12 protein-coding genes are annotated in these 15,362 nt (G+C 30.6%); 2 read left to right on the forward strand and 10 right to left on the reverse strand.

Annotated features, from left to right (window positions below):
• The first annotated feature begins 14 nt into the window (after positions 1-14).
• Positions 15-914 carry a FecR family protein gene (locus AABJ49_RS08505; protein ID WP_338377856.1) on the forward strand — a complete coding sequence of 300 codons (900 nt, stop codon included), beginning with the start codon at positions 15-17 and terminating at the stop codon, positions 912-914.
• Positions 911-3,442 (forward strand): carboxypeptidase-like regulatory domain-containing protein, encoded by a 2,532-nt coding sequence (locus AABJ49_RS08510; RefSeq protein ID WP_338377857.1) that lies wholly within the window; start codon positions 911-913, stop codon positions 3,440-3,442. The genes AABJ49_RS08505 and AABJ49_RS08510 overlap by 4 nt, the downstream gene beginning before the upstream one ends.
• Here AABJ49_RS08510 and AABJ49_RS08515 read toward each other — a convergent pair.
• From AABJ49_RS08515 to AABJ49_RS08560, 10 genes are all read right to left on the reverse strand, one after another.
• A complete protein-coding gene (locus AABJ49_RS08515) occupies positions 3,439-3,627 on the reverse strand; it encodes a DUF2892 domain-containing protein (protein ID WP_338377858.1) in 189 nt (62 codons plus the stop codon). The genes AABJ49_RS08510 and AABJ49_RS08515 overlap by 4 nt on opposite strands.
• A gap of 12 nt (positions 3,628-3,639) precedes the next feature.
• Entirely contained in the window at positions 3,640-3,945 is a 306-nt protein-coding gene (locus tag AABJ49_RS08520) for a hypothetical protein (protein ID WP_338377859.1), read from the reverse strand.
• A gap of 18 nt (positions 3,946-3,963) precedes the next feature.
• On the reverse strand, positions 3,964-7,227 hold the full coding sequence (locus tag AABJ49_RS08525) for an efflux RND transporter permease subunit (RefSeq protein WP_338377860.1): 3,264 nt from the start codon (positions 7,225-7,227) through the stop codon (positions 3,964-3,966).
• Between the two features lie 76 nt (positions 7,228-7,303).
• On the reverse strand, positions 7,304-8,386 hold the full coding sequence (locus tag AABJ49_RS08530) for an efflux RND transporter periplasmic adaptor subunit (protein WP_338377861.1): 1,083 nt from the start codon (positions 8,384-8,386) through the stop codon (positions 7,304-7,306).
• A gap of 93 nt (positions 8,387-8,479) precedes the next feature.
• The gene (locus tag AABJ49_RS08535) at positions 8,480-9,793 is read right to left on the reverse strand and encodes a TolC family protein (protein ID WP_338377862.1); all 1,314 of its coding nucleotides are present in this window, start codon (positions 9,791-9,793) and stop codon (positions 8,480-8,482) included.
• A 161-nt stretch (positions 9,794-9,954) separates the two neighbouring features.
• On the reverse strand, positions 9,955-10,083 hold the full coding sequence (locus AABJ49_RS08540) for a hypothetical protein (RefSeq protein WP_338377863.1): 129 nt from the start codon (positions 10,081-10,083) through the stop codon (positions 9,955-9,957).
• Between the two features lie 60 nt (positions 10,084-10,143).
• Positions 10,144-11,604, reverse strand: a complete 1,461-nt coding sequence (locus AABJ49_RS08545) for an FAD/NAD(P)-binding oxidoreductase (RefSeq protein WP_338377864.1) — start codon at positions 11,602-11,604, stop codon at positions 10,144-10,146.
• A 101-nt stretch (positions 11,605-11,705) separates the two neighbouring features.
• Positions 11,706-12,782 carry a cytochrome d ubiquinol oxidase subunit II gene (cydB, locus tag AABJ49_RS08550; protein ID WP_338377865.1) on the reverse strand — a complete coding sequence of 359 codons (1,077 nt, stop codon included), beginning with the start codon at positions 12,780-12,782 and terminating at the stop codon, positions 11,706-11,708.
• A gap of 3 nt (positions 12,783-12,785) precedes the next feature.
• Positions 12,786-14,117, reverse strand: a complete 1,332-nt coding sequence (locus tag AABJ49_RS08555) for a cytochrome ubiquinol oxidase subunit I (protein WP_338377866.1) — start codon at positions 14,115-14,117, stop codon at positions 12,786-12,788.
• Between the two features lie 92 nt (positions 14,118-14,209).
• Positions 14,210-15,334 (reverse strand): ABC transporter permease, encoded by a 1,125-nt coding sequence (locus AABJ49_RS08560; protein ID WP_338377867.1) that lies wholly within the window; start codon positions 15,332-15,334, stop codon positions 14,210-14,212.
• Positions 15,335-15,362 lie beyond the last annotated feature (28 nt).

The raw sequence follows: 15,362 nt of genomic DNA on the forward strand, positions 1-15,362 counted from the left end.
GTAATTCAAAAATTATGGAAGAAGACTACAAATTGGCGAAATGGTTAAATAATGAATTGTCAGAAGACGAATTAGTCGAATTCAAGAAGGATTCAGACTATGAGTTATGGAATAAAATTAAGGAAAATTCAGCTTTTCTATCAACACCTATTTTTGATGAAAATAGAATTTTACAAAACGTTTTAAAATCAAAGAAAGACTCAAAAGTAATTTCTTTACAAAATTGGTTTGTAAAAATTGCTGCCGTTTTTGTAATTGGTTTGGGTTTGTATTTTGGAACACAAACTATGCTAACCACTACGCAATTAGCTGAAAAAGGAAATAAAACTAATTTTTTATTACCTGATAATTCTGAAGTAGCACTAAACTCAGATTCTGAAATGGAATTTAAAAAATGGAATTGGGAAAATAATAGAACTTTAGATTTAAATGGTGAAGCTTATTTTAAAGTAGCAAAAGGTAAAACTTTTGAAGTCAATACTTCCTTAGGAAAAGTAACTGTTTTGGGAACACAATTTAATGTAAAAGCAAGAAATAATCGATTTGATGTAACTTGTTTTGAAGGTAAAGTAAAAGTAAAGTATAATTCTCAAGAGATTATATTGACAAAAGGAGAATTAATTTCGTTTGAAAATAATCGAAAAATTATTACCAAAACTATTTTAGAAGCTCAACCTACTTGGATAAATAAAGAAGTTTCATTTGAAAAAGAAAATTTATTAAATGTACTTTCAGAAATAGAAAGACAATACAACATAGCATTTAACTATAAAAATATTGATACTAATCAATTATTCACTGGAAAAATCCCTACAGACAATATTGATGTTGCCCTTCAAATTATTTCGGCTACCTACCATTTTGAAATTCAAAAAGATTTAAATAAAAGTTATTTAATTTCCACTAAAAAGTGATCTTAACTAAAAAACATTATTGTTTATTTTTCAGTCTTTTCTTTATATTAAGTTTAAAAGCTCAAAATAAAGAAAAGACTATCTTATTAAAAGACATTTTATCAATAATTAGCGAACAACATTCAGTAACTTTTAATTATATAGAAGAGGAAATTGCCGTTTTCAAAATTATTCCACCAGCTTCAGGTTTAAGTTTAAAAGCTAAATTAGAATATATTAGTGATAAGACTCAATTGAAATTTAAGTTTATTTCTGACAAGTATATTTCTATATTCAACAACCAAAATCTAGACAAACCTTTATGTGGATTTTTATATGATAATGAAACGAAAGAACCTATTGAAAATGCAACTATACTGATAAAAAACACAGAAAATTATGCCATATCTGAAGCTTCAGGTTATTTTGAATTAAAATTAAAATCAGCAAATGATATAGAAATTTCTCATTTAAATTACAAAAAAACGCTCGTTCAATCGGCAAGTTTATATGTTGAAAATTGTCCCAAAATTTATATCGAAAGAATAATTAATGATTTAAATTCGATTGTTTTACAAGAATATTTGACTAAAGGAATTGAAAAGAAAAAAGATGGAACTTTTGAAATAAATCCGAAAAAGAAAGGATTGCTTCCAGGTCTAACTGAACCTGATGTTTTTCAAACCTTACAACAAATTCCAGGTATTAATACTAGTGATGAAATTATTTCGAATATTAGTGTAAGAGGTGGAACACATGACCAAAATTTATTTCTTTGGAATGGCATTCAACTCTATCAAACAGGACATTTTTTTGGGCTAATATCAGCTTTAAATCCTAATCTAGCACACAAAATTACATTTTCTAAAAATGGAACTTCTGCCTTTTTTGGAAATAGTGTTTCCAGCACAGTTTTAATTTCAACTCGTACAGATTCCATTGAAAAAACTAGTGGTGCCATTGGTTTAAATTTAATCAATGGAGATTTTTATAGTAAAATAAAAACCTCTGATAAATCGAATTTAGAAATTAGTGGTAGACGTTCTTTTACCGATATTATTAGTTCACCAACTTATAAAAATTATTATAATAAAATTTTTCAAAACACTATTGTAACTAATTCTTTAGATAATCAAAATATTCCTTTTAGTGCTAAAGAAGATTTTTATTTTTATGACTTTACACTTCAATATCATCAAAAAATTAAAAACAACTCAGACTTATTCATTGATATTTTAAGCATCTCAAATGTTTTAGACATTAGTCAATCAAAAACAGAAAACAATAACATCACAACACGAAACAGTTGCTTAGAACAACAAACTTATGGTGCAAATGCTCTTTTAAAAACCAAATGGAATTCAAAAAACAGCAGTGAAATTTCTTTTTACACTTCGTATTACAACATAAGTTCAGAAAATGAAGCCATCGAAAGCAACCAAATTTTTAATCAACAAAATACCGTTTTAGATACTGGCATAAAAATAGAAAACAGCCATATAATAAATTCTAATTTCACATTTTATAACGGATATCAATTTAATGAAATTGGAGTTAGAAATATAGATGCTGTAAATAGTCCTATTTTTTACAGAAATATTAAAGAGGTAATAAGAAAACATTCTTTAATAGCAGAATTAAAATTCAACTCAAAAAATGATAAAATAACTTCTAAAGTTGGTTTAAGAAATACTTATATAGAATCGTTTACTACTTTTTTAATAGAACCTAGACTTCAATTTAATTATAGAATCTCACCTTCATTAAATCTTGAAATTTTAGGTGAAAGAAAACATCAAACTATTTCTCAAATAATAGATTTACAACAAGATTTTTTAGGTTTAGAAAAAAGAAGATGGTTATTATCCAACAACGACAATATTCCTATTGTAAAAAGCAACCAAGCATCTTTAGGGTTTTCATTTTCAAAAAGAAATTGGTTAATTACACTCGATAATTTTTACAAAAAAGTTGAAGGAATAACTAGTAGAAGTCAAGGATTTCAAAATCAATTTGAATTTATAAAAACTTCTGGAAACTATACGGTTTATGGTAGTGAATTTTTAATTCAAAAAAAGTATGACCCATTTACAGTTTGGTTGAGTTATACTTTTTCTGAAAACAATTATGACTTTAATACTTTAATTCCTTCAACTTTTCCTAATAATTTTGAAATTAAGCACACTCTAAAATCAGCTATCATTTCAGATTTTAAAAATCTAAAATTTGCATTAGGAACATTATGGTTCACCGGAAAACCTTTTACTGGTATAATGCAATCAATTCCTCAAAATACTGAAATAGTGTATCTAGAGCCTAATTCATTAAATTTAGAAGACTATTTTCAATTAAATTTTTCTAGTTCATATTCTTTATCTTTTAACAAGAATTCTAAAATAGATATCGGTTTTTCAATTCAAAATCTTTTAAATACTCAATCAACTATTAACCAACATTATCGCATTAATAATAATACAAATGTTGTGGAAAAAGTCAACACCTATTCTTTAGAAAGAACGCCTAATGCTTTTGTTCGATTAAGTTTTTAATCTTTCACTTTAAATACTTTTCGAAGTATATCTCCTAATAAGCACCAATTGGTGAATGATGATTGAAGCAAATTTGCTCCAACAAATAAAGTAAACCAATAAAAGTTTGGATTTACATACATTCCTAATAGAACACTTATAATTATAAATATTCCTGCTATTCTTGTTATTAATTTATTTACCATTTTTTTTATTTTTTAATTTGATTTTTCAATTGCTAAAACTGCAACATGAATTTTTGAAAGTGTTTCTTGTTTTGTATTAAATTCATTTATGGATTCAAACAACTTGTCTACATTTTCTTTTCTCACAAAAGCATAAAACAATATAGATTCTGATTTGTTCATTTCGCTTGAAAACCAATTGGATTCTATAGCATCTTCTGTATTATCTCTATATCCAATCACATTTTTATAAGAAAAAGTTACGACTTCTGCTTTTTTCAATTGCTGAATAATTTCTTTTTCAAACTCTGCAATAGCTGTTATTATTAGTAGTTTCATTTTTATACATATTTAAACCTACAAGGTTTTGAAAACCTTGTAGGTTGATTTTTGTTCCTTAATATCATCTGTGTTTTCTTCAACTACTCGCTGATGTTCCCATTTTTTTCGTTCAACGATATAGTAAATTATCGGTACAACAATCAATGTTAAAATCGTTGAAACAATCGCTCCGAAAACTAACGAAATCGCTAATCCTTGAAAAATTGGATCAAAAAGTATGATTACCGCTCCAATAACAACAGCTCCTGTCGTTAATAAAATTGGGGTTGTTCTTACTGCTCCAGCTTCAATAATAGCTTGTTTTAACGGAATTCCATCGTTTAATCGAATTTCTATGAAGTCAATCAGCAGGACGGAATTTCGAACCATTACTCCTGCTAAAGCAATCATTCCGATAAAAGAAGTAGCCGTAAAATAAGCTCCTAATAACCAGTGACCAAATACAATTCCAACTAATGAAAGTGGAATAGCCATCATCATAACCATTGGTGTTTTAAAGTTTTGGAACCATCCTACAATCAACATATAAATGATTACGATTACTACTCCAAAAGCAATTCCTAAATCACGGAAAACTTCTAAAGTAATTTGCCATTCTCCATCCCATTTTACGGTGAAATCACTTTCATCAGATGGTTGTTCCATATACAATTCGTTTACTTTATATCCTGCAGGCAACTTCATTTTTTGTAATTCTTCATTCATACCTAAAATAGCATACACAGGACTTTCTAGATTTCCAGCCATATCAGCCGTTACATAAACTACTCTTTTTTGGTCTTTTCGATAAATCGTTTTTTGTAAATTACCCTCTACAACTTTCACAATATCAGAAACTGGAACTACATTGCCACGACTACCTTTTATTTTTAAGTTTTGAATGTCTTGCAATGAAGTTTTATCTTTGTCATCCAGTGAAAGAACAATTCCAACACTATTATTAGAATTTTCATCATACAAAGTAGAAACTGGATATTCTTTTAGTAAATAGGTCAGATTTCCAACTACTTGTTGAGGAGCAATTCCGTTAAGCATGGCTTTTTCTTTATCTACTTCCAAAGTATATTCTACTTGATTGTCTTCGGTCATCCAATCCACATCCACAATATCCGTAGTTTTTTCTAAAATTCCTTTAACTTGATTAGCTACTTCGATTTGTTGTTTGTAATCTGGTCCATAAATTTCGGCCACTAAAGTCGATAAAACTGGTGGTCCAGGTGGAACTTCAATAATTTTGACATTGGCACCGTATTTTTTAGCGATTTTTTGCACTTCTGGACGAACAATTTTTGCAATATCATGACTTTGTAAATCTCTATCTTCTTTGTGCAATAAATTTACTTGAATATCTGCCATATTACTTCCACCACGCAAATCATAATGACGAACCAAACCGTTAAACGTAATAGGTGCAGAAGTTCCAATGTAATTTTGATAATCAATTACTTCTGGAATTGTAGTCAAATATTGAGCAATTTCTTGAGTTACTGCAGCTGTTCTTTCTAGGGTTGTTCCTTCAGGCATATCAATCACAACCTGAAATTCATTCTTGTTATCAAAAGGCAACATTTTAACCAAAACTGATTTCGTGAAAAACATCAGTACAGAACCTGCTAATAAAACAACTGTAAGTCCTAACATTAATCTACGTTTGGTAGAATTATCCAAAAATGGACGCTCCAATTTATTGTACATTCTATAAATCCATGAAGTTTCTAATCCTTGTTCAGCTTTGTGTTCTTGTTCCTCTTTTTCGTGTAATAAATGATAGCCCAAATAAGGTGTCACCGTTAAAGCAACAAACAACGAAAGTAACATGGCAATAGAAGCACCTATTGGCATTGGACTCATATAAGGTCCCATCATTCCTGACACGAAAGCCATTGGAAGAATAGCAGCAATTACGGTAAACGTTGCTAAAATAGTTGGATTCCCTACTTCGTTTATCGCAAAAATAGCGGCTTGTTTGAAGGGCAATCGCTTCATTTTGAAATGACGGTGCATGTTTTCGGCAATGATAATACTGTCATCAACTACAATTCCTACCACAAAAACTAAAGCAAAAAGTGTAATTCTGTTTAACGTATAACCCAACATATAATAGGCAAACAATGTCAAAGCAAAGGTTAATGGAACAGAAAAGAATACTACCAATCCACCACGCCAACCCATGGCTAACATAACTAAAAGTGTTACAGCAATAATAGCAACACCCAAATGCATCAACAACTCACCTACTTTGTGTGAAGCTGTTTCACCATAATTACGAGATACTTCTACATGAACATCATCCGTGATTAACGTTTTCTTTAAACTTTCTATTTTCTCAAGGATTTTATCTGCAATTTTCATCGCATCAGCACCTTTAACTTTCCCTACTGAAATCGTTACAGCTGGATATTCTGATTTGTTCTTGGTGTATTTCTCATTCGCTTTTCCATATCCAAAAGACACATAACTTCTTGGTGTTGCTGGTCCATCTTGAATTTTTGCTACTTGTTTTAAATAGACAGGCATATTGGCATTTACACCAATAACTAAATTTTCTACATCTTCTGAACTTTTTAGAAACTCACCTGTTGTGATTAAGTATTCTGTATCATTAGACACAAAGCTTCCTGATTGTGAACTTCCATTATTGGCTTGAATCATTTGCATAATTCCAAGAGCATCTACTCCATTTTCAGCCATTTTATCTTTGTCTAAAATTACTTTAAGTTCTCGAGTTCTTCCACCAATTTCTTTGGTAATGGCAACATCTTTTACTTTTTCAATTTCAGTGGTAACTTCTTCCGCAATTTGACGGATTTCAAAATCATTCAATGTTTCACTCCAAAGTGTTAATCCTAACATAGGAACATCGTCAATGGAACGTGTTTTTACCATAGGCTTATATACTCCTTTTGGGAATATATTTTCGTTTTTCATCAACTCATCGTATAATTTCACATACGAACGTTCTGAATCTTCACCTACATAGAATTGCACGATTATCATCGCTTGACCATTCATAGCCATACTATGCAAATGCTCTACTCCTTTGATGTTTGACAATACTTTTTCAAGTGGTTTAATGACTCTACTTTCCACTTCAGCTGGACTTGCTCCTGGATAACCAATCATTACATCGGCCATGGGAACATTAATTTGTGGTTCTTCTTCACGAGGAATTAAGAACGAACTATATATACCAATAATCATCAAACCAACCATCAATAAAATGGTTAATTTAGAATTGATGAAAAAATGGGCTATTTTACCTGATATACCTTCTTGCATAATTTTTTGTTTAAAAGTTTAAAGTTGCAGATTTCAAGTTTTCAACCGAAACCTTTGACTGAAGACTAATTACTGGTTACTGAACACTAACTTTTACTCCGTTGTATAATTTTCCTTCAGCTGAAACGATATATTTTTCATCTGCTGATAATCCTGATAAAACTTCTACTTGATTTCCGAATGATTTTCCGGTTCTAATCCAACGTAGAATGGCTACATTGTTACTTACCGTGTAAATACCTGTTAATTGTCCTTGTTTTACTAATGCCGATTCTGGTACTAAAATCTTGTCTGATTTTTTTGTTTCCGTTTTTACTTTTGGTTTTTCAATAGGAAATTGAACGTTTACAAACATTCCTGAAAGTACTTTATTATCCGTTTTATCTAAATTGATTTTTACTAAATATTGTCCACCTGTATTTGTTGCTGAACCACTTACTTCGCTTACTTTTCCTTTTAATTCTTGGTTTGATGATTTTACTAAAACAGTTACTGGCATTCCGTTTTTGATTGAAGTAATATCTCCTTCAGAAACCATTGCCATTACTTGCATTAAACCGTTACCTTCCACACTAACTAAAGGCATTCCTGGATTTGCCATATCACCTTCTTTTACAAATGTATTGGTTACTTCTCCTGAAAATGGTGCTGTGATATTCGCATAAGAAAATTGAGCCATAACTTCGTTACGCATTTGTTTGGCTCCTTCTAAACCAGCTTTTGCCATTTCGTAACGCGAAGTCATATCGTCTAATTCTTTTTGAGAAGCACTTTGTTGTGAAAATAAGGTTTTGAAACGCTCATAATCTTTTTTAGCATTATTATAACCAGCAGTTGCTTGTAAAATCGAAGCGTCAACTTGTGCTTTTTTGGCTTGTAAATCTGTGTTATTGATGCTTACCAACAATTGACCTTGACTTACTTTTTGACCCATTTTCACGTGAACTTTGGTAACATAACCCATCATTCTTGTACTTACATTGGCACTGTTTTGGGATTCAATTTTTCCACTGGCTGTGACGAATGGACTGTTATCGTTTTCGGTTGTTCCACTAACTTTTACTGCGAATGGAGTTTCCGTTGCGATTTCGTTTTTCTTTTCTCCACCACATGATATCAGGAAAAGTGTTGAAAGTGTTAGGATTGCTATTTTTTTCATTGTTAAAATTTTATTTTTTGGAACACAGATTTAAGAAATTATAATAATTTTTAAAATTTCTCTAATTTCTCTGATCTGTGTTGCTTAAGTTATTTATTGAGTTAGGAATTCTAAATATTTTTGGGTGAAATTATATTCAAAAACGGCTTGTAGATATTCTAGTTCTTTTTGAAATTGTAAAGTTTCTGAATTTAATAAATCGGTTGTTTTTTCTAAACCTTCTTTAAAACGATTTTCTCTAATTCTATAAGCTTCTTGAGATTGTTCTAAAGCTAATTTTGAAAGATTTACTTTGTTTTCAGCATCTAACAATTGACGATTGGTTTTATTTAATTCCAATTGACTTTGAGCTTTATATTGTTGACTTTCCGTTTGTGCTTTATCATAATCCGCTTTTGCTTTTTGGTATTTACCTATAGTTTTATAACCATCAAAAAGACTCCATGATAATTGCGCACCAATGGTATAACCTTTTGCTCCTGTTTGAAAAATTTGCGTATCATATAATTCATAACTTCCAAAAGCATTTAATCTTGGTAAGAAACCCATTTTGCTCATCTGTGTCATTTTTCCATAAGCTTCAACAGATTTATCCATAGCTAAAATGTCTTTTCTATTAGAAATTAATTTTGGTTCAAAAGCTGAAATTTCAATTACATTTTCAATGTCTTCAATTGGTTTGAAAACTTTGTTTGTATTGTCTTCGTTCAATAAAAAAGCTAAGTAATCAGATGCATTTTGCACATTTGATTTAGCATATTGTAATTGATTGGCAACTTCATTTACACGAACTTGAACGGAAAGTAAATCTGTTTTTTGAAGCATTCCTTGTTTAGCATAATTTTCTACTAATTTCAGGTTAGCTTGAGCGGTTTTATTAGCTTTTTCTAAAACTTCAACTGCTTTATAGGCTAGTTGCAATTGCATGAAAGATTTGTTTACTTCAAGTTGTAAATATTCTTTTGTTCTTTCGGTTTGTAGTTGATAAGCTTCGTATTTAGATTTAGCTGCTTGTCTTCCGTAAAAACCATCAACATTAATTATAGGTTGTAATACTTCAATTTTAGTAGCATAATTTTGTGTTTTGTTTGGATCATTTAACAAAGCTGGATTAAAATCTGATGCTGATAAAATTTCCTGATTCAATTTAGAACCAAAAGCCATTAAAGGATTTGTTGTAGAAATTGCCGTGTGTGAAGCTGTAATACTTGGCAAAAACAATGAATTAGATTGGTTATAATCTGCTTTTGCGGAAGCTGCATTTTTTTCTGCAATTTTGATTTGCAAATTGTTATCGTTTACTTTTTCTAAAATATCTTTTTTAGAAATAGTAATGGTATCTTGTGCTGAAGCATTAAAAGCTAAGGCAAAAATTCCAATTAAAGTGAGTATTAGTTTATTCTTCATGGTTTTAAACTTATTTATGCAAATGTACATACAGAAAACAGCGTAGTCAGTAACAAGAGTTACACTACATTTTATAAACGAAAAGAGGTTGTTTACTTCAATTTAAACAACCTCAAATACTAACCAATAAACTAAAAACAATCATCATTTAAGACGATTTACTATCGTGTTCCACCGTGACCTCCGGCTACAATTTTAATAATTCTAAAATTTAAATAGAAGAACTTAAAAAACTGTAAAATTGGATTTCGCATTTTAGAACGCTGTGATTTTGATATTCTTTGTGTCATTTTTTTATTTTTTTGTTGTCATTTATCAGTCTTAATACTTAAAAATCTAACCTTAATACTCTATTCAGGAATTAACCACCAAAAAGGAAGCATTTTTGCTTTATAAAGAAAAGCATAATGCAAGGATAATTTAACCCAATGTCCTGCTAACCCTATGTCTCCGAAAGTTTTGTTAATGTCTCTTCCTCCTGTTTCTGGATATTTTTTATAATCGGGAACAATTGGATACGTAGTGATACTTACACCACTACCTTGTGTCATTCCAAAACCTGCAGAAGCAATACATGCTGCTCCCATATTTCCTAAAGAACCTTTATGATGTAAGGATTCTATACCTGATTTAATGGAATCAATGATATTATCTGCAACTAATTTTGCTGTAATTCCTGATGGCATGCCTGTTCTAGGTGGTGATGGAAAAATTTCGGTTCCGTTTTTACTTTTTCTTGGTTTTGAAATGGAATGTGGTGGAGCAAAGGCAATTCCAGGAGCGAAAATATTATTGTATGAAGGGTTTTGATAAGTTTCTGGCCAATCTTGAACCGTCCATTCTTCGTAAGGTCTTGGTGTATAATCTGCATCCACTATCATAAATCCTTTAAATAATTTATCGGTAATATCTGCATCATTCTTATCATAAGCTTTGAATCCGTGACCTGAAAAAGCTGGAATTAACATGGCAAAATCAAATTCTTCAGATTTGAATTCACCTTCTAGATTTTCATAATGTGCTATTCCATCTTCCATTTTGTTGACACCAGCACCTAAAATCCATTTGATGCCTCTGTCTTCAAAAATCATTTCAATCATGTCTTTGGATTTCATGTTAAAACCATTGTAATCCATCAACATACCGTCCATTCCGAAATCTCCTAATTCATTTTCATTGGAAATCCATGTAATTTCTACTTTGTTTCTAACACCATGTCTGACCAACTCTTTTTCAACATTTAAAATATATTCAAAAGCGGCTCCTTGACAAGTTGCTTTAGCATGACCCGTTCCAATAAGAATTTTTGCTTTTTTATCGGAAGTTTTTAGTTGATCAATAAGTTCTTTTAATCCGTGCCAAGCATGTTCTGCATGATCATAAGTACAAACGGAATAAGCTTTGTTATGTCCAGGATTTAAACCTTCTGTCATATCGAAAGCTAATTTTGGTCCGGTTGCATTGATTAAATAATCATAAGTAACATTTTCTTGTGTGCCTTTCTTTTCTCCAAAAACATATTCAACAGAAACGAATGGCTTGCTTTCAGTTTTATTTCCTTCTGGATGAAAAGAAACTACTTTGGCTTGTTTGTAGCCAATTCCTTTTCTTTTATATAATGGTTCTAATGGAAAAATTAATTGTTCAGCTTTCATTCTACCAATCCCTACCCAAATATTGGAAGGAACCCATTGGTAATTTCGATTTGGAGAAACTACAAGAACTTCATGTTCTTTTCCTAGTTTTCTTCTCAAATGTGCAGCTGCTGTATGACCAGATATTCCTGCACCTAATATTACTATTTTTGACATCTTAATTAGTTTAATACATCAAATTTAGTTTAAAAACCAACCTCTTACAGTTACATTTGTTACATAAAAAAGTATCTCAAAAAGGCACTTTTTTATATAATTTAATGATCACCGTAGCCTACATCATCCATCTTCCCTCTAAAAACTTTGTATTGAACTATCATGTAAATAATTACCAAAACCAAAGCTATAAAAAACCATTTCATTCCGGTTGCCAATCCATATTCATGAGCGGCAACATTTTCAATGGTTAACGAAGGGTTTATAGTATTGGTAGACGGTAGTAGTTTAGGAAATATTGAAGCGACTGTTGAAGCTAAACCCCCAACTAAAAACAGAGTTGAAAACAAAAATCCCATTCCGTGTTTTTTAAACGATTTAACTTTAAATAAGCCAAAAATTCCAGTAAAAGTAATTAAAGGTAAAATCCATAAAAAAGGATATTGAATAAAATTATGAAACGGATTTGCTTCAATAATGTGCCAAACTAATAAAGAAATAACTACCAATGCTAGCAGAGCAAAATTCAATTTAAAGACTACTGTTTTTAGCTTTTCATTAATATCGGCATTTGTTTTATAAATAATCCAATTGGCTCCATGAATGGTTAAGGCTACAACACTTATTATTCCTAATAACAATGTAAACCAATCAATTACACCAAGATTTTCTGAAGTTGGACTAAATTCTGGATTCCATAAAGGTAAAAAGAAATAATGTGCTTCAACTGTAGAAACTCCATTTTCAACCATTCCAAGATTTACACCTCTAACTACATTTCCTAATGCTACTCCAAAGAATAAAGCTAATAACAAACTGGCAATTCCAAAAGCTTTGTCCCAAATAGATTCCCACATTGGATGGTGCACTTGACCACGTAATTCTAGACCAACAGCTCTAAAAATCAACAACCAAAGCACCATAATTAAAGGCAAATAAAACCCACTAAATGAAGAAGCATATAATGTTGGAAATGCAAAAAACAACACACCTCCAACAGCAATCAACCAAACTTCGTTTGCATCCCAAAAAGGTCCAATAGCATTTGTAATGGCTTTTTTATCTTTTTCTGTTTTACCAAAAAATAAATGTATAATTCCTGCTCCAAAATCATAACCATCTAAAACGACATAAGTAGCTAACATTATAACTATAACTATATACCAAAAATATTCCATGATCTAATGTGTTTGAGGTTTTGGACCTTTGTTAATAATTTTTCCCACTAATAAAAGAAATAACATTCCTAATAAAAGATACAATCCGATAAATCCAAGTAAAGTGAATAATGTATTTCCTGATGAAACAGTTGGTGAAGCGCCTTCTGATGTTCTTAATAAATTATAAACCAACCAAGGTTGTCTTCCTAATTCTGCCGTGTACCAACCCGTTGTATTGGCAATATATGGAAATGGAATAAAAAATAACAATAACCATAAAACCCATTTCGTTTCATATAATTTCTTTCTAATTAATTGAAAAACAGCAAAAGCCAATAATCCAATAAATAATGTACCTAAACCAACCATAATATGGTAACCATAATACAAGCCGGAAATATTTGTAGGATGAACATCTTCTGGAAATTGATCTAAACCTTTTACTTCTTGATCCCAATTTCCATAAGTTAAGATGCTTAAGATATTTGGTACCGCAATTTTATTGTCTAGTTTTTTGTTTTTTACGTCTGGTTGTCCAATTAGAACTATTTCAGAACCCCCTTTTTCAGTATGAAAAATTCCTTCCATAGCTGCAAAAGTTACAGGTTGATATTTCACAACATTTTTAGCTAATAAATCTCCTGTTGGCATCGCTACAATTAAAGAAGAAATTAAACCAAATATTACTCCTGTTTTAACGAATAATTTACCAAACTCAACGTTTTTATCATTTAAAATATAAAAAGCTCCAACACCGGCAACCACGAAAGAAGCGGTTACTAAAGAAGCAGCTTGATTATGAAAATAAGATGGTAAAAGCCAAGGGTTTGAAAATAAGGCTCCAAAATTATTCAGAACAAATTTTCCGTTTGCTAAAATTTCATATCCTACAGGATTTTGCATCCAGGAATGGGTTGCAATGATTAAATAGCCACTTGCCCAAGAACCTAAAAAGACTAAAAAACCAGTTAAAAAATGCAACTTTTGACCTAGTAATTTTTCACCAAACAAGAATAAACCTAAAAAGGAAGATTCTAAAAAGAAGGAGAACATTCCTTCCATTGCTAATGTTTGACCAATAATTCCTCCTGTGAGTTCAGAGAATTTTGCCCAATTAGTTCCAAACTGAAACTCCATTGGAATTCCGGTCACAACCCCCATTGCAAAATTTAAAGCAAAAATACGCATCCAAAATTTGGCGGCATCATTATACTGTTCGGTTTGTGTTTTAATGAATTTCCACTTAAAGTAAACAATCATTAACGAAAGTCCCATCGTTAATTGTGGAAACAAGTAGTGAAACGTGATAGTAAAGGCAAATTGCATTCTATCATAAAATAACATTTCTTCCATTATGTAAAATTTTAAACAAATTTACTAAACTTCAAACACTATAAAGTAACAAGCGTTACATAGCTAAAACTTTAACTAATGTTCAAATAAATTTAATTTGTTTTTTTATAACTCCAAACCGCAAAGCCATTAATTGCAAAAGCATAAATAGTAATTATTGCAATTTGATTTTTTATATCACTAAAACCTGCTCCCTTTAGCATAACCATTCTTATGACCTCTACAAAATAACGTATTGGATTCAATAAAGTGACTTTTTGAGCCCAATTTGGCATACTTTCAATTGGAGTGAAAAGTCCGCTCATTAAAATGAATATTACAGTAAAAAACCAAGCAATAAACATAGCTTGTTGTTGGGTTTCGGTATGATTGGAAATAAATAGTCCAATTCCGAGAATTAAAATTAAATAAATAGAAGTGAATCCATAAATCAAGAAAATATTCCCTAAAATGGGTACGTTGAAAACTAGCTTTGCAATAGTCAATCCGACAGTTAAGACCATTAAACCAATTACCCAAAACGGAAATAATTTTCCAATTATAAATTGGTGCTTTTTAATGGGTGTTACATTAATTTGTTCTAAAGTTCCGACTTCTTTTTCACGAACAATATTCATGGACGATAAGAATAAGGAAAGCATTGTTACTAATAAAACTAAAATTCCTGGAACCATAAATGTTTTATAATTCAAGGTTTTGTTATACCAAAATGATGGGATTGTTGTTATATTTTCGGCTTGTACAATAGTTCCTTGATTGTAGGTTTGCAACTGTGTTTGTATAGATTGATTATAACCCGAAATAATTTGCGTAATATAAACATTTGAAACTCCAGCAGCTGCTCCATCTATAGCGTTGATACTTACCGAAAGATTTGTGTTTTGTTGCTTGATTAAATTACGTTCAAAATAAATTGGTATTTCGAGAATTACATCTACATTTCCTTTCTGCATTTGTAGATTGGCTTCTTTTTTTGAAGAAAATTGAGATATTATATTAAAATAATTGGATGCTTGAAACTTGCTTATCAATTCGCGTGAAGCTGAAGAATGATCATTATCAACATAGGAAAACTTAATATTTTTGACTTCAAAACTAGCTGCGTTTGACAGAACAACCAATTGCATTAATGGTAAAATAAAAATAATAGGCAACATACTTTTATTTCTAAAAATTTGCTTGAACTCTTTTTGTATGATGAATAATATTGTTTTCATTTTATTTAGTTTTTGCCACGAAGACACA

This window comes from uncultured Flavobacterium sp. (genome assembly GCF_963922255.1).
GTDB lineage: Bacteria > Bacteroidota > Bacteroidia > Flavobacteriales > Flavobacteriaceae > Flavobacterium.

Bases quoted from the DNA above. Each gene is read 5' to 3' on its own strand.
- AABJ49_RS08505 (WP_338377856.1), top strand. From the start codon at position 15: ATGGAAGAAGACTACAAATTGGCGAAATGGTTAAATAATGAATTGTCA.
- AABJ49_RS08515 (WP_338377858.1), bottom strand. From the start codon at position 3,627: ATGGTAAATAAATTAATAACAAGAATAGCAGGAATATTTATAATTATA.
- AABJ49_RS08520 (WP_338377859.1), bottom strand. From the start codon at position 3,945: ATGAAACTACTAATAATAACAGCTATTGCAGAGTTTGAAAAAGAAATT.
- AABJ49_RS08525 (WP_338377860.1), bottom strand. From the start codon at position 7,227: ATGCAAGAAGGTATATCAGGTAAAATAGCCCATTTTTTCATCAATTCT.
- AABJ49_RS08530 (WP_338377861.1), bottom strand. From the start codon at position 8,386: ATGAAAAAAATAGCAATCCTAACACTTTCAACACTTTTCCTGATATCA.
- AABJ49_RS08535 (WP_338377862.1), bottom strand. From the start codon at position 9,793: ATGAAGAATAAACTAATACTCACTTTAATTGGAATTTTTGCCTTAGCT.
- AABJ49_RS08540 (WP_338377863.1), bottom strand. From the start codon at position 10,083: ATGACACAAAGAATATCAAAATCACAGCGTTCTAAAATGCGAAATCCA.
- AABJ49_RS08545 (WP_338377864.1), bottom strand. From the start codon at position 11,604: ATGTCAAAAATAGTAATATTAGGTGCAGGAATATCTGGTCATACAGCA.
- cydB (WP_338377865.1), bottom strand. From the start codon at position 12,782: ATGGAATATTTTTGGTATATAGTTATAGTTATAATGTTAGCTACTTAT.
- AABJ49_RS08555 (WP_338377866.1), bottom strand. From the start codon at position 14,117: ATGGAAGAAATGTTATTTTATGATAGAATGCAATTTGCCTTTACTATC.
- AABJ49_RS08560 (WP_338377867.1), bottom strand. From the start codon at position 15,334: ATGAAAACAATATTATTCATCATACAAAAAGAGTTCAAGCAAATTTTT.